Consider the following 16,825-nt stretch of genomic DNA (forward strand, 5'->3'; position numbering starts at 1 on the left):
AGTAATTTTTCTTCAAAAATACACTTTTTTATAAAGGGTAAAAGCCATACAGTGCATTAGCGCGCACAAAATTAATATTGTAAATTTGCTTAACTTTCTTAAACGGCAATGGCAAACACGTTACTGGCAAACATAAACACACCACACGACCTGCGGCAGCTAAAGCCGGAGCAACTGCCACAGCTTGCGGCAGAACTGCGCAGTTTTATTATAGATGTAGTGTCAGTTAAAGAAGGCCATCTGGGTGCAAGCCTGGGTGTAACAGAACTTACAATTGCCCTTCACTATGTTTTTAATACCCCAAATGATCTGTTGGTTTGGGATGTAGGCCACCAGGCGTACGGACACAAGATACTAACCGGGCGAAAGGATAGGTTTGAAACCAACCGCCAGTGGGGCGGCATAAGCGGTTTCCCGAAACGCAGCGAAAGTGAGTATGATACTTTTGGCGTAGGGCACTCCAGCACCTCTATATCTGCCGCACTGGGTATGGCGCTTGCCTCTCAGTTAAAGGGCAACACCGAAAAACACCATATAGCCGTGATTGGCGATGCCAGCATAGCATCAGGTATGGCATTTGAAGGGCTTAACCATGCGGGTGTAACCGATGCCAACCTGCTTGTAGTGCTTAATGACAATGCTATTGGTATAGACCCAAGCGTGGGCGCCCTTAAAAATTACCTTACCGAAGTTAAGGAAGGGCGCAACCCCCGCAGCAACAATATGATCAAGTCACTTAATTTTGACTATACAGGCCCAATAGACGGGCACGACCTTACTGCCCTACTGAAAGAATTAGATCGGTTAAAACAGGTAAAAGGCCCAAAATTCCTACACGTAATAACCACTAAAGGCAAAGGCTTAAAACAGGCCGAGGAAGACCAGGTGCGTTACCACGCGCCCGGCAGGTTTGACAGGCTTACCGGCGAAATACTTGCGAAAGCCGAAGCAGGGTTACCACCCAAATACCAGGATGTTTTCGGGCTTACGCTGGTAGAGCTGGCAGAACAGAACGAAAAGATTATAGGAATTACCCCTGCCATGCCATCGGGTAGCTCTATGAAGTTCATGATGGAAGCCTTCCCAGAAAGGGCTATTGATGTGGGCATAGCCGAGCAGCATGCCGTAACACTGGCGGCAGGTATGGCTACACAGGGCATGACTGTTTTTTGCAATATATATTCCACCTTCCTGCAAAGGGCTTATGACCAGGTTATACACGATGTGGCATTGCAAAACCTTCCAGTAATTTTTTGCCTTGACAGGGCGGGGCTTGTAGGCGAAGACGGCGCCACACACCACGGCGTTTTCGACCTGGCATATCTCAACTGCATACCTAACGTTATTATTTTTGCGCCACTGAATGAGGCTGAACTACGCAATATGCTCTACACCGCACAGCTTGGGCTGCCTCAACCCGTTGCCATACGCTATCCGCGCGGCAGGTCTGAGAGCGCCGACTGGCAAAAACCTTTTGAAGCTGTTGAAATAAACCGCGTTATACAGATAAAGCAGGGCAAAGGCACAGCAGTACTTTCTACCAGCACCATAGGCAATAATGTTATAAAAGCTTTAAGAGGTTTTGATAATACCATAGCGCACTATCATTTCGGGTTTGTAAAGCCGCTGAATGAAGAAGTACTGCATACTATCTTCAGGCAATTTACTGCTATCATTACTATTGAAGATGGCACGGTTACAGGAGGTTTCGGCAGTAGTGTTGCCTCTTTTGCAGCAAAAAATGGTTATCCTCAAAAAATCAGTATTTTAGGTGTACCTGATGCATTTACAGAACACGGAACTGTAGCAGAGTTACAACAATACTGCGGTATTGACGTTAAAAGCTTAAAAGAAATTTTTTCAGCTTACTGAAAATAACGAATTTTGCACCGCATCTAAAATTAAACCCACATTTTAATGAGACTTCGAGCCTGCCTGACAGCATTGCTGGTGATAGCCTTTATACAACTTGCATATCCTCAAATGATAGTTACTACCCTGCCCGACTCTATTACGTATTGGGAACGTACCAATAAAGTAGGGATGGATATTTCTCAAATTGCCTTTGTTAACTGGAGTGTGGGGGGTAACAACTCTATAACTGTACTGGGCAAAGGAAACTTTGCACGCAACTACCATAAGAAAAACCTGAACTGGGATAACGAATTGGTGCTGCGCTACGGCCTTAACAGCCAGGAAGGGCAGGAAATGCGCAAAACAGACGACCAGATACAGCTCAACTCAACTTTCGGCTACAGGCGCGATACGGTTTCTAACTGGTATTACAGTGCCAAATTTAATTTTAACACACAGTTTGCCAACGGTTATGCCTATCCTAATACAGAGGATGAAATATCAGGGCCGTTTTCACCTGCTTATATCTTTTTGGGGGTAGGTTCTGAATACATTCGGAAAGATTTAGGGCTTAATGCTTATTTTTCGCCGCTTACCAACAAAACCACCCTTGTAATGAACCGCACGCTGGCTAACCAGGGCGCTTTCGGGGTAGAAGGAGCGGTGTATGATGCAGATGGCAACCTGATACGGAATGGGCGCACATCGCGCACAGAGATAGGTATATTAGTTACCAACAGCTTAAAGCGCCAGGTATTTAAGAATATAATGCTTGACCATAAGATAAGTTTTTATACCGATTACCTTAATAACTTCGGCAATATAGATGTTGACTGGCAATGGTCTTTAGATATGACGGTTAACGAATATGTAAAAGCCAACATTGGTGCGCATATTATTTATGACGACGATATAAAGTCTAAAGAAGAAGTGGACGGAGAAGTAATTGAAGGCGGCCCTAAACTACAGCTAAAGCAAATGCTGTCGCTTGGGTTAAGTTATACTTTTTAGCAACTCAAAAACAGCTATAAAAGCTCCACATACAATAAATTATAATCGTTATCTCGCTCCCGTAATGGTGTTATAAAGCAATACAGCTTTACCATCTGTAAGCGTAGAAACAAAGTGGCAAATGTGCAGCAGCCTGTCATACAGATTCATTTTTTCGGTTACAAAGCGTTCCGGCAGCATTTTTAGTACCAGCTTGTCATAATTGCTTTCCCTGCCTTCAAACTTATTGTTATAAGCGGTACAAAAGGTATCTAAAAGCGTGTTGATGATACGGTAGCCTATAACTTCTTTTTCTACCACCTCGCGGCTTTGGTACACATTTTTGCGGCTAATATCCAGTATATCTTTTATCTGTGCGGTATATTGCCCCTGCTCTGTAAGCGCATACGGATATTTGCCTGCCAGTATCAGTTCTTCATTTTCAAGGAAAATTGCAACCGCATCACTTATAAGGCTGCTGATGGCGAGTGCCCTCAGGTAACTTATACGGTCTTCCTTTGTAGTAAGGCTTTTATATTTCTCTACCTGAACAGTATTCTTAACCAGCTTTATAAGGTATTCAAGGGCATAATCTTCGGCTATAAGCCCAAGGTTGATACCGTCTTCAAAATCGATTATGGTGTAGCAGATATCATCGGCGGCTTCTACAAGGTAAGCAAGCGGGTGGCGCTCATAACCGGTATCTTCTCCCTCTTTATTCGGTATAAGCCCAAGCTCCTGCGCCACATCCTGAAAGAAATCCTTATCACACTGAAAGAAACCATATTTTTTATCTGCTATATTAGCTGTAGGCTTTTTAGGCAATGATTCTTTAGGATACTTCATAAAAGCACCCAGCGTGGCGTAGGATATGCGCAGACCACCCTCTATACCGGGGCGTGAGGCCGTAAGCAGGTTAAAACCGTTGGCGTTACCCTCAAAATCTACTAAATCCTGCCACTCTTTATCGGTAAGGCTGTCGCGGTACTGTTGCCCTTTCCCTGTTTTAAAGTATTCACCAATCGCTTTTTCACCCGAGTGCCCAAACGGCGGGTTGCCAATATCATGTGCAAGGGCGGCGGCGGCTACTATAGCGCCAAAATCGTTCATGTGGAAACCGTGGATGTCCTGCAGGTACGGCCTTTTTTCTAAAATCTGTTTGCCTACAAGCCTGCCAAGCGAGCGGCCTACTACCGAAACCTCAAGGCTATGGGTAAGGCGGGTGTGCACAAAATCAGTTTTAGAAAGGGGTATAACCTGTGTTTTATCCTGCAGGCTCCTGAAAGCCGATGAGAATATTATACGGTCATAATCTACCTCAAAACCCAAACGTGTATCGTCCTGTTCTTTACGTAGCCTCTTGCTTGTATCGCCCTGCCTTTTTAATGACAGTAGCTGTTCCCATTGCATCATTTTTTTGATTTCAGATTTCAGAATTAGATTAAGTACAAAACCTTAAACTTTAAACATTGAACAACACCGGACATCGAAACATCCGGCTACTTTATAAACTTTGATTTGTTGGCCGAAACAAAGTTTTTCGATTTAAAAGGATATTTCCCATTGCTTTTATCGCTCTGGTTTTCTTCTACCGAATTGATGTGTATTTCTTCTCCGAGTGAAAAACCGGAAGCGACTTTTCGGTAATCCAGCAGGTATATATCACAAAAATAATTGCCGTCGGCATCCTGCTCTATTTTACCTGTGTATATTGCTTTTTTATCTTTAGACATATTTTGTTTGTTTTAAAGCATTTCAGGCTTTCCAATTTCATCAAATGCGCTTTTAAGCTCCATAGCCTCTTTAAGCTTTTTAGCATCTACAACATATGTTTCTGTAAGGCTGTCGTGCCAGCCGCGCGGTGGCGAACCCAAAAATGAAAAAGCCTCAAAAGGGATAAGGCGGCAAAATGAGCGCAAAATAATTACACCTGCCGATGGTTTGCTGCCATCCTGCATTACCACTTTTGTACCGGTTATAAATTTGCCGATACTGCGTGAAAAAATACTTTCGGTAATGCTGTAATAAAAAGTCCATATCAATACCGTTACCACAAGATTATCAAAGCCATCTGCCTGCGACAGCCAGATTAAAGGGCCATCTATACCCAAAAGCGAAAGTAATCCGAGGAAAACACCTGTAAGCAGCGAAAATGCATAAACAACAACCCAGTCTAACAACAGGTTGGCAAAGCGTTTGCCTGAAGATGCCATAAGGGTGTGATCTACATCAATAGTAATGTTTGTATTCATAGTTGATAAAATTAAAACAAGGAGCAGACAGGCTGCTCCTTAGTTTTTGGTTGATAATCCTATTTGTGTTTGTTATTCAATTTATTCGCAAAAAATCGCAACCCTATTAAATTAAGATCCGCACATTTCGCAATCTTCAGGATCTGCGTTCCTGGAGCGCTCCAGCATGGCTTTAAATTCCGTCTGGCTCATGCCTTCGGCTTCGGTGCCTGCCGCAACCGCTTCCACAACTGCCGGTTGTGGCTGCTCTTTTTTATCGTTATTAAGGGTAAACTTAATAGCATCTACCGCACTCTTCGTCCTCAGGTAATACATACCGGTTTTAAGCCCGCTCTTCCATGCATAGAAGTGCATTGAGGTTAGTTTGCCGAATGTGGCATTTTCCATAAACAGGTTAAGCGACTGGCTTTGGTCTATAAAGTAACCCCTTTGGCGCGACATGTCTATGATATCTTTCATGCTCATCTCCCACACGGTCTTGTACAGCTCTTTTATATCCTGAGGGATACCATCTATATCCTGTACCGAGCCGTTTGCCCTCATTATTTCCTGCTTCAGGTTTTCGTTCCACAGGCCAAGGTCAACAAGGTCGCGCAGCAGGTGTTTGTTTACCACGATAAACTCGCCCGAAAGTACCCTTCTTGTATATATGTTGCTGGTGTAAGGCTCGAACGCCTCATTATTACCCAGTATCTGAGATGTAGAAGCTGTTGGCATTGGTGCAAGCAACAATGAGTTCCTCACCCCGTTTTCCATAACTTCTTTACGAAGTGATGCCCAGTCCCAGCGCCCGCTCAGGTCGCTGTCATTAAGCCCCCACAGGTTGTACTGAAACTGCCCTTCGCTAATAGGCGAACCTTTAAAACTTGAGTAAGGCCCTTCTTCTTTTGCCATTTCCATACTGGCGGTAACGGCAGCAAAATAGATGGTTTCAAATATTTCCTGGTTGGCCTGCTTCGCTTCATCACTTGTAAACGGCAGCCTCATCAATATAAGTGCATCGGCAAGCCCCTGCACGCCAAGCCCTACAGGGCGGTGGCGCATGTTGCTGTTCTCTGCCTCTTTTATAGGGTAGTAGTTCCTGTCTATAACCTTGTTAAGGTTGCGGGTTATACGCTTGGTAACCTCAAAAAGGTACTGGTGGTTAAACACGCCGTCTTCTACAAACATCGGCAGCGATATAGAGGCTAAGTTACACACCGCCACCTCATCGGGAGCCGTATATTCCATAATCTCCGTGCACAGGTTAGACGAACGTATGGTACCCAGATTCTTTTGGTTCGATTTGCGGTTGGCTGCATCTTTATACAGCATGTATGGCAATCCTGTCTCTATCTGAGATTCAAGCACTTTTTCCCAAAGCTCGCGCGCTTTAACCGTTTTGCGGCCTTTGTTGGCAGCTTCATACTTAAGGTAAAGCTCGTCAAACTCGTCGCTGTGCACATCATAAAGGCCCGGGCACTCGTTAGGGCACATCAGTGTCCAGGTACTGTCTTCCTCTACACGCTTCATGAACAGGTCCGGAATCCATAATGCAAGGAATAAATCGCGTGCGCGCATTTCTTCCTTACCGTGGTTTTTGCGCAGTTCCAGGAAGTCGAAAATATCGGCATGCCACGGCTCTATATAAATAGCAAAACTGCCTTTGCGCTTACCGCCGCCCTGGTCTACATAGCGGGCAGTATCATTAAACACACGCAACATCGGCACAATACCGTTAGAGGTACCGTTTGTGCCGCGAATGTAAGACCCTGTTGCCCTTACATTGTGTATAGACAAGCCTATACCCCCTGCCGACTGCGATATCTTAGCCGTGTTTTTCAGGGTGTCATATATACCGTCTATACTGTCATCTTTCATGGTAAGCAAAAAGCACGACGACATTTGCGGCTTTGGCGTACCCGAGTTGAACAGTGTAGGCGTGGCGTGGGTAAAGTATTTTTTAGACATCAGCTCATACGTTTCAAGAACTGCATCTATATCGTTAAGGTGAATACCTACAGATACACGCATAAGCATATGCTGCGGGCGCTCTACAATCTTACCGTTTATCTTTAACAGGTAAGAGCGCTCCAGGGTTTTAAACCCGAAGTAATCATAATTAAAATCTCTGTTGTATATAATGTTAGAGTCTAAAATCTCGGCATTTGCCATTATAGCCTCATATACCTCATCTGAAAGAAGCGGCGACTCCTGCCCTGTTCTCGGGTTCACGTAGTGATACATATCACTCATGGTTTCAGAGAAGGACTTCTTGGTATTTTTATGCAGGTTAGAAACCGCTATACGGGCAGCCAGTTGTGCGTAGTCGGGGTGAGAAATTGTCATGGCGGCGGCAGTTTCGGCAGCAAGGTTATCCAGCTCGCTGGTTGTAACACCATCATATAACCCTTCAATAACACGCATTGCTACTTTTACCGGATCTACCAGTTCGCTAAGCTCATAGCACAGCATCCTTACCCTATCCGTTATCTTATCGAACATTACCGGCTCTCTCCGACCGTCTCTTTTTACTACATACATATGGCAATATTTTAAGGTTAGTAATGGAGGGTGCGCGCACCCTTTACTGATTTTATTCTTTATTATTTTTTAGAAATCGGCGTCAAAGCTTATCTTCTGCGAATCGGTATCTTTATTTATAACGCCTGCTTTCTGGTATTCTGAAACCCTTTTTTCAAAGAAGTTGGTTTTACCCTGCAATGATATCATATCCATAAAATCGAACGGGTTGCCCACGTTATACTGCCTTTCGCAGCCCAGCTCCACCAAAAGCCTGTCGGTTACAAACTCAAGGTACTGCGTCATCAGGGTTGCATTCATGCCAATAAGGCTTACCGGAAGCGATTCTGTTATAAACTCACGCTCTATATTAAGGGCATCTATAATAATTTCTTTAATCCTGTCTTTAGAAACCTTGTTTATAAGGTGGTTGTTGTGCAGGTGCACGGCAAAGTCGCAGTGCACGCCCTCATCTCGCGAAATAAGTTCGTTAGAGAAGGTTAGCCCAGGCATAAGTCCGCGCTTTTTAAGCCAGAAGATAGAACAGAATGCACCCGAAAAGAAAATGCCTTCTACTGCAGCAAACGCTATAAGCCTTTCGGCGAATGATTCGCTCTCTATCCATTTAAGCGCCCAGTCAGCTTTTTTCATAATGGCAGGAAACACCTCTATAGCACGAAACAGCTTGTCTTTCTCGGCTTCGTCTTTAACATAGGTATCTATCAGCAGCGAATAGGTTTCACTGTGAATGTTCTCCATCATGATCTGGAAGCCGTAAAAGAATTTTGCTTCGGCATACTGTACCTCGTTTACAAAATTCTCTGCAAGGTTTTCATTCACTATACCGTCAGATGCCGCAAAAAAAGCAAGTATATGCTTTATAAAGTACTTCTCATCATCATTCAGCTTATTGTTCCAGTCGTTCAGGTCCTGGTGCAGGTCTATTTCTTCAGCCGTCCAGAAACTGGCTTCCATTTTTTTGTACCAGTCCCAAATATCGTGGTGTTTAATGGGGAATATCACAAACCTGTTTTTATTTTCCTGTAAGATCGGCTCTGTTACGGACATAATATTTTGACTTTTATAGTATTATAAAAAATGATTTTTTCGTGTAAGGGATAGTACAAAGATTGGCATTTGAGACAGAAAATGAAAGCCAAACTTATTCACAATCGGCAATAGTTTTTAACAACGCTTTAATATTGCAGCAATAATAACGCAACATTACAATAACCTGAAAATTAAGATATTGTAAAATATAAATTTAAGAAATAAAGGCATTAAAAAGAAGCCTTAGGTGTAGTTTTTATGCGGGTTAACGGCGTCTTTTAAGGGGCTGCTCCTTAAGCTCTGCCGCCACCTTTTCAAGTTCGGTATACCAGTCTTCGCCAAAACGGCGAATGAGCGCCTCGCGCACAAATTTATATACGGGTACTTCCAGCTCCTTACCAAGCGAACAGGCAGGGCTGCAAATATCCCAGCGGTCATAATTTACCGCCGAAAACTCAGAAAAGTCTTTAACTCTTACCGGGTATAAATGGCAGCTTACCGGTTTTTTCCAAGAAATAAGTCCTTGGTTGTAAGCCTGTTCTATACCGCACAGGGCAGTTTTACCATCAAAAATTACATAAGCGCAGTCTTTATTATCTATAAGCGGGGTTTCAAGGTCGCCATCGGTACCCACCACCCATGTGCCCTGCGCCTCTATTGCAGCAACACCTTCTTTGCGCAAAAATGGTTTTACCACAGGGTAAACCTGTTCCAGTATTTTGGTTTCCTCTTCATTAAGGGGTGCGCCTGCATCGCCGTCTATACAGCAGCCCCCTTTGCATGCCGTTAAATTGCAAACAAATTCTTTTTCAAGTATGTCTTCAGAGACAATAGTTTTACCCAGTTGAAACATGCCGCAAAGATAATGAAAACATATATATAAAACGCGTAAGCCTAATCCTGTAAAAAAATAAGAATTTTGCTTGTCGCGACAGATTTATAAGGTAATTTTGCACCCTGAAACTAAGCGGATAAGGGTATGGCATTTGACTGGAAAGAAGTTTTTACGGTGAGCATGGTGCTGTTTGCGGTTATAGACATAATGGGCAGCATACCCATTATAGTTGACCTGCGCACAAAACTGGGCCATATACAATCGGAAAAAGCCTCTATTGTGGCTATGGTTATCATGATTGCTTTCCTTTTTGTTGGGGAAGAAATCTTGAAGCTGATAGGGATAGACGCCAACTCTTTTGCCGTAGCGGGCTCATTTGTATTGTTTTTCCTTGCATTGGAAATGATACTGGGCATACGCCTGTATAAAGATGAAAACCCAAGCACAGCATCTATAGTGCCTATTGCATTTCCGCTTATAGCTGGTGCCGGTACTATGACAACCATACTGTCTTTACGTGCAGAATTTGAAAAGATAAACATCATTTCCGCAATAATTATTAATGTTATTGTGGTATATGCCGTGCTGAAATCATCAGCTAAAATAGAGAAGTTTTTGGGGGTTAACGGGCTAGGAGTCATCAGGAAAGTATTTGGCGTAGTACTACTTGCCATTGCTGTTAAATTATTTGCGGCTAATGTTAAACAATTATTTCTTTAATATTACATAACTTAATTTTGTACTGAATCTCAAAGAGATAGATAAATCAAAGATAGAATGCAATGAAATATTTTATTTATACGCTAATAGCTATTGCAATAGGGCTTATTATATTTAACATAACCCTTCTTGACTTTAGCAATCTTTTTCAGGGCAACAGCCTTATAGCTCTTATAGGTATCATCGCATCACTTTGCGCAGTGTGCATACTTATCATTTTCAGGATGGCAAAAAGCATAGAAGAAAAAACACGCAGTTAAAATATGTTCGACGTACTTATTATTGGTGGGGGCGCTTCGGGCGTTTCCTGCGCTTTAATATTAGGCTCAGCACAGGTTAAACCTTATGCAGCCGATAAAAAAATAGCAATACTAACACACCAGAAGGCATCTGCCCTGCAGGATGCCATTTTTTATAACGGTTATGGTATTGCAGCGGGTAAACTTGGCAAGGACCTTATGGAGGAAAGCCTGCAGCACCTGGCACATCAATACCCGCAGGTACAGCAAATCGATAAAGAGAAGGTAATGCGTGTTGATGGCAATGCCGGTAACTTTACTGTTACTACCAATAAAAACACCTATACTGCCAAAACAATTGTTGTAGCGGTAGGCTCTGCACCTACATTTAGCATAGAAGGGCTTATACAGTATGTAGCCCCACACCCTAAAGCATTGCCGGAAAAGAACCGCATTCAGTTAACAAATACAGACCATAAAGTTGATGAAGGCATATATGTGGCCGGCACACTTGCAGGCTGGCGCAGCCAGGTAGCCATTGCCGCAGGTAGCGGCGCTGCTGTAGCCACCGATATACTTACTGAATGGAATAGCGGGATACCTGCACAATACCATGACAGCACAAGAAGCTGAAATTAATATCAGTATCATTAACATACAGCAACCATACCCGGTTGCTGTTTTTGTTTTGAGAGCCATTAAACCTTCAATAATTTAAGTAAATTGCGCCATAAATCATGAATAACCCTACGTTACCAAACAACTAATGAATACCGCAATCCAAAAGCCTGTAATAGGGATAGTATCACCCTGCTATAATGAGCAGGAGGTCCTGCCCGAAACAGCAGCGCAACTAAACACTTTACTTACAGGGCTTATAGAGCAGAATACTGTTTCAGCCGAAAGCTTTATTGTTTTTGTAGATGACGGCAGCCGCGACAAAACCTGGGAAATTACCGAAACACTTGTACAGCAATATCCGCTTGTAAAAGGGCTGAAGCTTGCCGGGAATGTAGGCCACCAAAATGCACTGCTTGCAGGCCTGCTAACTTTTAATAACGAAGCTGATGCGCTTATATCCATAGATGCCGACCTGCAGGACGATATCAATGCTATACCTGAGATGATTGACAAGTTTGTTAAGGGTACAGATGTAGTATATGGTGTGCGCCGCGAGCGCACTACCGATACCGCTTTTAAACGCAATACTGCCCTGATGTTTTACAACTTTGCCAAAAAAATGAAAGTAAATCTGGTGCATAACCATGCCGATTTCAGGCTGTGCAGTAAAAGGGTTATTGCTGCGCTTTCAGGATATACCGAAGTAAACCTGTTTTTGCGTGGCATTATTCCCTCTATAGGCTACAGCAGGGAAATGGTATATTATGACCGCCTTGAGCGTTTTGCGGGCGATTCAAAATACCCGCTCAAAAAAATGCTGTCGTTTGCATGGAATGGCATAACCTCATTCAGCAACTATCCGCTTAAGTTGGTAAGTATTATTGGCTTTGCAATTTTTATAGCATGCATTGGTATGAGTTGCTATGCAATGGTATCTTTATTTGCGGGTCATACCGTTCCCGGTTGGGTATCTACAGTATTGCCTATGTATTTTTTAGGCGGCATTCAGCTTTTCTGTTTCGGCATAATAGGCGAATATATCGGTAAAATATATGCTGAAGTAAAACAACGACCTCGCTATATAATAGATAGGAAAGTGGAATAATTATTTCGCTTTCCTGTTGTATAATGTACTGTTACTTTACAGGCTCTTCATAATAGTCTTTGTACCGCACATATACTTTTCGTAGTGTTATACGATAAAAAAATAAAAAATTTGCCACATTTTCGCTTTCTTCACATTCTGCATTAAAGTTCCAACTTGCAATGGGTACTGTATGATTTAATAAAACACAGTCTTCTTTTGAAGCCGCTACCTCTTGCATAAGTGGTTTTTGTTCATTTCTTGAATAATATCCCGGCATCTCAGTATCTATAATCCCGAAATGTAAAACTACCACCGCGATAAAAACAAACGGATATGCTTTAAGCTTGCCTGGGCAGTTTCGTAAAAGTAATAAGCCCGATGTAGTGAATACATAAAACAAGATAAAAAGTACAGGCAGCGTAGTATCACGCCTTAAGATTAAAGGCCTATAATACCTGTAGCCACCAAGGGGCAGCAGGAAAATATATATCAAGCTGAACACTGCAAGCCCTGCCACCAGATATAGAAAAGCTTTATTCTCTTTGCCATAAAGATACGCCAGCAACAGCACATTTATAACTGTTACCAAAAAGAGGTAAGCCACTCCATGTTCTTTATTAAAGAATACTTCCTGAATACCTTTAAACAAAAACATAAATCGCTCTTTTAAAGCCATTGGATCAGCACTTTCGCTATTCTTTGTACCAATATAAAATGAGTAAAGCGCAAATACAAATGCAAAACAGAGTAAGATAACCACAGTACGGTTCAATCCTTTAAATACATTCACAATTCTTCCAGAGCCTGCAGGAAGGTTTCCATAAGCCCTACATAACAAACCCATTGCAAATAGTGGAATGGATGTAAGTAACAAAGCCGCCGGCAAAGGCCCGAAAAATACCAGGCCAAGGGCAAAGAGTATCCACAACACAATAAATGATGGCGATTTAGAAATATTTCCTGTTATATAATATTTATAAAATGGCAAGTAAAAAGCCAGTAAAGCAGCCAATGGCAAAGGGTAAAACATTGCATAAGTAATACATGGGTCTATTACCTGAAGGTGTTCTGTATATACAGAACCACCAATAAAAAAAGAGCTTATTATCGCCGCCGATATAAGGTAGCTTTTCCATTTTGCCCACCGAAACCATACATTTATATAAGTTCCAAAAAGAAGCAAAAGCATTAAATGTATTGCAAACTTTGCGAGGGTTATGCTTAAGTACAAGCTGTCTATGGGAGATAAAAAATTCTGAAAGAAAAACGGCACGCGCTTAAAGTATACTGACATTACCTTGTGTGCAGTATACCTGTTAGTACCGGGGTAACTTTCACCACTGAATGTAGAAATGCCTAAAGGGTCATTCAGTACTTTATCATACTCTTCCTGCCCCAAAACAATGCGCGGGAAATCGCCGTCAATTCCGCTTCGGTTATATTGCTTATAAGAATAAATAAGATCGCCAAGCAGGATTAGTGCAATGGAAGTATAGATAATTTTAATGTGGATTGGTTTCATTATAATGCAACTAAACTAATGATTATGGTAATCATTGATGTTAACAGCCGCAAATGTAACTTTTTTTACATTTCACTCATAATTACCTCATAAATGTGGTTTGGCAGGTTACTGTCTTTTGCATGATTATTATTTGAGGACTGCTTTAATCATCTTATCTTCCCTCAGCAGCATTTGATAATAAGCCTTGTCGCTTATAAGCTGCCTTGCAAACTCTGCTGCAAGGTAATATTTTACTTTTTGCTTGTATTTTGCAAGCGGCAATAGCAACCCATTGTCAGAAAGATATTTACCAAAAATACTGTAATACTTATCAGTATTGATAACCTTATCTGTAAGCTGCTGTACATTTAAGCCGGTAAATTCTTTGCGGTTACCGTCAAGCTGCTCAAACACAAAATAGCTGACTACACCGCTCTGCATTATCATCAGCACAGCTTCATCGCCATGCTCCCCTTCCAATGGTACAAAAACATCAGGAATAATACCACCGCCGCCGTAAACGGTGCGGCCTTTCAGGGTTTTAAATTTAAGGGTATCGGCAACTTTTATACTGTCGGCTGCATAAAGCTCACCGCTCTCAAAACGCTTTTCAAATTCATTAAAATAAGCATCGCCTCCGTTGGCATAGCTGCGCTGTATTGAGCGCCCTGATGGCGTATAATAACGCGCTACAGTGAGCCTTACAGCACTGCCGTCGCCTAAAGGCATTTCGCGCTGCACCAGCCCCTTGCCAAACGAACGCCTGCCTACTATTGTGCCCCGGTCGTTATCCTGTATGGCACCCGCGAGTATCTCACTTGCAGAAGCGCTGTTTTCGTTTATCAGCACATATACCTTGCCGCTTTCAAACAGGCCGCCACTGGTGGCATAGGTAATATCTTCGCGCTCTTTTTTATTTTTGGTCTTAACTATAACCAAATCGTCTTTAAGCAGGTCATCGGCAATTTCAACGGCTTTTTCAAGGTATCCCCCGCCATTATCCCGAAGATCTATAATAAGGGCTTTAGCGCCTTCTGCCTTAAGGCTTTTAAGCGATTCCTTAAACTCATAATAGGTAGTTTCGGCAAAGCGGTTAATTTTAATGTAACCGGTTGTTGTGTTCGCCATTACCGCTGCATCTACACTTTTAATGGGCACCACATCGCGTGTTACGGCAACCTTAAATTTTTTGTTTTCGCTTTTGCGGAATATTGTAAGGGTTAATTTAGAGCCCTCCGCGCCTTTCAGTTTAGAGAAAAGGCTGTCGTTAGGCAGTTTCCTGCCAAACAGCTTGTCATTATTGGCATATAAAATACGGTCGCCGGCCTTTATTCCTGCCTTTTCAGATGGGCCGCCCGGTATGGGTTTTATTACTGCAACCGAATCTTTATACATATAAAAGTTTACACCAATACCCACAAAGTCACCTTTCATGCTCTGGGCTACTTCTTCCATTTCGCTTTTAGCGATATATACAGAATGTGGATCAAGCTTTTCGAGGATGCTGTTAACGGTAAGGTCAACAATAGAGTCGGCATCCACATCGTCAATATACTCGCTCTCAATAAAATCCATCAGCTTGTTAAGCTTGCTTTTATTGGAGCCCGATATTAGCCCGCGCTTCTCTGAAGGGAAGTTAAGAAAACTGCCCAACAGCAGGCCTATGGCCATAAAAACTGCCAGTAAAACAGGCAGGTATGCTTTTTTAATATTCATATTATTCGTCAAGGTGCGGCACGCAATCCACAATAACCCCTGCCCGCTCCAGGAAAGCTATCCCGGAGTTGTCTTTATAATCTTCCTGGTAAACCACACGCTTAATGCCCGATTGGTGTATAAGCTTGCTGCAGTCTTTACAGGGCGACATGGTAATATAAAGTGTTGCGCCTTCGCAAGATTGTGTTGAACGTGCAACTTTAAGTACAGCATTGGCCTCGGCATGCAATACATACCATTTGGTAAGGCCTTCGGTATCTTCGCAACAATTTTCGAACCCTGATGGTGTGCCGTTATAACCATCAGATATTATCATTCTGTCTTTTACAATAATTGCGCCAACTTTTCTGCGGTTGCAGTAAGACAAACGGCTCCATTCGCGGGCAATGCGCAAATAGGCCTTATCATACTTATTTAGTTTTTCCTCTTTTATTTCCATACGTTTACACTGCCATACAAAGGTAAGCGATTAGCATGTAAAAACGGATGGGGGCTAAAATTTATTGTCGAACATCATTGGCAGCGCAACACCTGCCACGAAAGAAGAAGTAATAAAAATCCAGTCGCGTTTAGACAGGTTAAAAAAGTAATGAGCGGCAAAGGCCAGCAGCAGTACGCAACCTGTAAGTAATATGTGGGCAGACTCTAATCCGAGCGAAAATTCGAGTAAGGGGAATAGCTTTTCGCGCGCGGTATTTTTAAGTTCAGGCTTTAAGTGGCTGTATAATCCCAAACCATGCAGGATTCCGAAAATCAGCGTTCCGCCGCCCACTACGGGTATCCTTTCTTCCTGCGGATCTTGGCGGGCTTTGATAAAATTATAAACAGCGGCTGACAGTATGAGGCTTTGCATTACTATCTCGGTAATAAATATATTCGCTTTTATATTTATATAAAATGCCATAACGAGTGCCATTGTATTCCCTAAAGTAAAAAGCGTGAGCAATAATACTATAGTACGCCAGTGTTTATGGGTATAAGGAACAATAAGTATTACAATAAATAAAAAATGATTTATGCTGTGAAAATCCAGCACGTGGCGAAAGCCACAGGTAAAGTACCGTAAAAATTCATCCATTCGTTTAGGAAGTGTATCGGATGGCAAACATAAACTAAAAACGTTAACTTTTTATTAACACTTTCAGAATTACAGAATTGCTAAACAAAATGTTTAAAAATTTGTTTTTAACAGAAAATTTATAATTTATATTTGCCCCTACTAAATAACATGTAACATTATGTCTATTTCAGATTTATTTGACAGTGGTTTTAAGGAAAGGAACAAAGGCCATTTTTCGGCAATTGTAAGGGTTGCGTTAGAAAACGGACACATTAGTACCGAAGAAAAATTGTTTTTGGATAAGCTTGCCAAGCAGCTTGAAATTTCGGAAGAGGAATATAAGGAAATCCTTGAGAACCCGCTGCGCTATCCCATTAACCCGCCTTACCTTTATG

General features: G+C 42.3%; 16 protein-coding genes and 1 pseudogene. 7 read left to right on the forward strand and 10 right to left on the reverse strand.

From position 1 onward, the window contains the following. Positions 1 to 108 precede the first annotated feature (108 nt). Positions 109 to 1,872, forward strand: a complete 1,764-nt coding sequence (locus Q0K96_RS09260; RefSeq protein WP_297333716.1) for a 1-deoxy-D-xylulose-5-phosphate synthase — start codon at positions 109 to 111, stop codon at positions 1,870 to 1,872. A gap of 45 nt (positions 1,873 to 1,917) precedes the next feature. After that, a complete protein-coding gene (locus Q0K96_RS09265; RefSeq protein ID WP_297333717.1) occupies positions 1,918 to 2,865 on the forward strand; it encodes a DUF3078 domain-containing protein in 948 nt (315 codons plus the stop codon). A gap of 48 nt (positions 2,866 to 2,913) precedes the next feature. Here the strand turns inward: Q0K96_RS09265 and Q0K96_RS09270 are convergent, their stop codons facing one another. From Q0K96_RS09270 to Q0K96_RS09295, 6 genes are all read right to left on the reverse strand, one after another. Beyond that, complete coding sequence (locus Q0K96_RS09270) at positions 2,914 to 4,254, reverse strand: deoxyguanosinetriphosphate triphosphohydrolase (RefSeq protein WP_297333731.1); 1,341 nt, start codon at positions 4,252 to 4,254, stop codon at positions 2,914 to 2,916. Between the two features lie 89 nt (positions 4,255 to 4,343). Further along, positions 4,344 to 4,577, reverse strand: coding sequence for a hypothetical protein (locus Q0K96_RS09275; RefSeq protein WP_297333718.1), 234 nt, complete (start codon positions 4,575 to 4,577; stop codon positions 4,344 to 4,346). 12 nt (positions 4,578 to 4,589) lie between these two features. Beyond that, on the reverse strand, positions 4,590 to 5,096 hold the full coding sequence (locus Q0K96_RS09280) for an RDD family protein (protein ID WP_297333719.1): 507 nt from the start codon (positions 5,094 to 5,096) through the stop codon (positions 4,590 to 4,592). 111 nt (positions 5,097 to 5,207) lie between these two features. Then, positions 5,208 to 7,619 carry a ribonucleoside-diphosphate reductase subunit alpha gene (locus Q0K96_RS09285; protein ID WP_297333720.1) on the reverse strand — a complete coding sequence of 804 codons (2,412 nt, stop codon included), beginning with the start codon at positions 7,617 to 7,619 and terminating at the stop codon, positions 5,208 to 5,210. Positions 7,620 to 7,688: 69 nt separating this feature from the next. Beyond that, on the reverse strand, positions 7,689 to 8,666 hold the full coding sequence (locus tag Q0K96_RS09290) for a ribonucleotide-diphosphate reductase subunit beta (RefSeq protein WP_297333721.1): 978 nt from the start codon (positions 8,664 to 8,666) through the stop codon (positions 7,689 to 7,691). Positions 8,667 to 8,913: 247 nt separating this feature from the next. Continuing rightward, positions 8,914 to 9,501: a DUF3109 family protein gene (locus tag Q0K96_RS09295; RefSeq protein WP_297333722.1), complete on the reverse strand. Its 588-nt coding sequence runs from the start codon at positions 9,499 to 9,501 to the stop codon at positions 8,914 to 8,916. Between the two features lie 126 nt (positions 9,502 to 9,627). Between Q0K96_RS09295 and Q0K96_RS09300 the strand changes: the two genes are divergently transcribed. The 4 genes from Q0K96_RS09300 to Q0K96_RS09315 all read left to right on the forward strand — a co-directional run bounded on the left by Q0K96_RS09300 (position 9,628) and on the right by Q0K96_RS09315 (position 12,168). Next, complete coding sequence (locus Q0K96_RS09300; RefSeq protein WP_297333723.1) at positions 9,628 to 10,203, forward strand: MarC family protein; 576 nt, start codon at positions 9,628 to 9,630, stop codon at positions 10,201 to 10,203. A gap of 62 nt (positions 10,204 to 10,265) precedes the next feature. Then, the gene (locus Q0K96_RS09305) at positions 10,266 to 10,463 is read left to right on the forward strand and encodes a hypothetical protein (RefSeq protein ID WP_297333724.1); all 198 of its coding nucleotides are present in this window, start codon (positions 10,266 to 10,268) and stop codon (positions 10,461 to 10,463) included. 3 nt (positions 10,464 to 10,466) lie between these two features. Then, positions 10,467 to 11,075, forward strand: coding sequence for an FAD-dependent oxidoreductase (locus Q0K96_RS09310; protein WP_297333725.1), 609 nt, complete (start codon positions 10,467 to 10,469; stop codon positions 11,073 to 11,075). 133 nt (positions 11,076 to 11,208) lie between these two features. Next, on the forward strand, positions 11,209 to 12,168 hold the full coding sequence (locus Q0K96_RS09315; protein WP_297333726.1) for a glycosyltransferase family 2 protein: 960 nt from the start codon (positions 11,209 to 11,211) through the stop codon (positions 12,166 to 12,168). A 31-nt stretch (positions 12,169 to 12,199) separates the two neighbouring features. Here the strand turns inward: Q0K96_RS09315 and Q0K96_RS09320 are convergent, their stop codons facing one another. The 4 genes from Q0K96_RS09320 to Q0K96_RS09335 all read right to left on the reverse strand — a co-directional run bounded on the left by Q0K96_RS09320 (position 12,200) and on the right by Q0K96_RS09335 (position 16,448). Beyond that, complete coding sequence (locus tag Q0K96_RS09320; RefSeq protein ID WP_297333727.1) at positions 12,200 to 13,672, reverse strand: hypothetical protein; 1,473 nt, start codon at positions 13,670 to 13,672, stop codon at positions 12,200 to 12,202. 129 nt (positions 13,673 to 13,801) lie between these two features. Then, the gene (locus Q0K96_RS09325; RefSeq protein ID WP_297333728.1) at positions 13,802 to 15,370 is read right to left on the reverse strand and encodes a S41 family peptidase; all 1,569 of its coding nucleotides are present in this window, start codon (positions 15,368 to 15,370) and stop codon (positions 13,802 to 13,804) included. 1 nt (position 15,371) lies between these two features. Then, on the reverse strand, positions 15,372 to 15,809 hold the full coding sequence (locus Q0K96_RS09330) for a dCMP deaminase family protein (protein WP_297333729.1): 438 nt from the start codon (positions 15,807 to 15,809) through the stop codon (positions 15,372 to 15,374). 54 nt (positions 15,810 to 15,863) lie between these two features. Further along, entirely contained in the window at positions 15,864 to 16,448 is a 585-nt protein-coding gene (locus tag Q0K96_RS09335) for a HupE/UreJ family protein (protein ID WP_297333730.1), read from the reverse strand. A 160-nt stretch (positions 16,449 to 16,608) separates the two neighbouring features. On the opposite strand from Q0K96_RS09335, the pseudogene Q0K96_RS09340 reads away from it, so the two are divergent. Continuing rightward, positions 16,609 to 16,825: pseudogene (locus Q0K96_RS09340) on the forward strand (TerB family tellurite resistance protein); the annotation flags it as partial.

The sequence above is a fragment of the Flavobacterium sp. genome, assembly GCF_024305175.1.
Taxonomy (GTDB): Bacteria; Bacteroidota; Bacteroidia; order Flavobacteriales; family Flavobacteriaceae; genus Flavobacterium.

Bases quoted from the DNA above. Each gene is read 5' to 3' on its own strand.
- Q0K96_RS09335 (WP_297333730.1), bottom strand. From the start codon at position 16,448: ATGGATGAATTTTTACGGTACTTTACCTGTGGCTTTCGCCACGTGCTG.
- Q0K96_RS09290 (WP_297333721.1), bottom strand. From the start codon at position 8,666: ATGTCCGTAACAGAGCCGATCTTACAGGAAAATAAAAACAGGTTTGTG.
- Q0K96_RS09295 (WP_297333722.1), bottom strand. From the start codon at position 9,501: ATGTTTCAACTGGGTAAAACTATTGTCTCTGAAGACATACTTGAAAAA.
- Q0K96_RS09270 (WP_297333731.1), bottom strand. From the start codon at position 4,254: ATGCAATGGGAACAGCTACTGTCATTAAAAAGGCAGGGCGATACAAGC.
- Q0K96_RS09285 (WP_297333720.1), bottom strand. From the start codon at position 7,619: ATGTATGTAGTAAAAAGAGACGGTCGGAGAGAGCCGGTAATGTTCGAT.
- Q0K96_RS09305 (WP_297333724.1), top strand. From the start codon at position 10,266: ATGAAATATTTTATTTATACGCTAATAGCTATTGCAATAGGGCTTATT.
- Q0K96_RS09275 (WP_297333718.1), bottom strand. From the start codon at position 4,577: ATGTCTAAAGATAAAAAAGCAATATACACAGGTAAAATAGAGCAGGAT.
- Q0K96_RS09260 (WP_297333716.1), top strand. From the start codon at position 109: ATGGCAAACACGTTACTGGCAAACATAAACACACCACACGACCTGCGG.
- Q0K96_RS09300 (WP_297333723.1), top strand. From the start codon at position 9,628: ATGGCATTTGACTGGAAAGAAGTTTTTACGGTGAGCATGGTGCTGTTT.
- Q0K96_RS09315 (WP_297333726.1), top strand. From the start codon at position 11,209: ATGAATACCGCAATCCAAAAGCCTGTAATAGGGATAGTATCACCCTGC.
- Q0K96_RS09330 (WP_297333729.1), bottom strand. From the start codon at position 15,809: ATGGAAATAAAAGAGGAAAAACTAAATAAGTATGATAAGGCCTATTTG.
- Q0K96_RS09280 (WP_297333719.1), bottom strand. From the start codon at position 5,096: ATGAATACAAACATTACTATTGATGTAGATCACACCCTTATGGCATCT.
- Q0K96_RS09265 (WP_297333717.1), top strand. From the start codon at position 1,918: ATGAGACTTCGAGCCTGCCTGACAGCATTGCTGGTGATAGCCTTTATA.
- Q0K96_RS09325 (WP_297333728.1), bottom strand. From the start codon at position 15,370: ATGAATATTAAAAAAGCATACCTGCCTGTTTTACTGGCAGTTTTTATG.
- Q0K96_RS09310 (WP_297333725.1), top strand. From the start codon at position 10,467: ATGTTCGACGTACTTATTATTGGTGGGGGCGCTTCGGGCGTTTCCTGC.
- Q0K96_RS09320 (WP_297333727.1), bottom strand. From the start codon at position 13,672: ATGAAACCAATCCACATTAAAATTATCTATACTTCCATTGCACTAATC.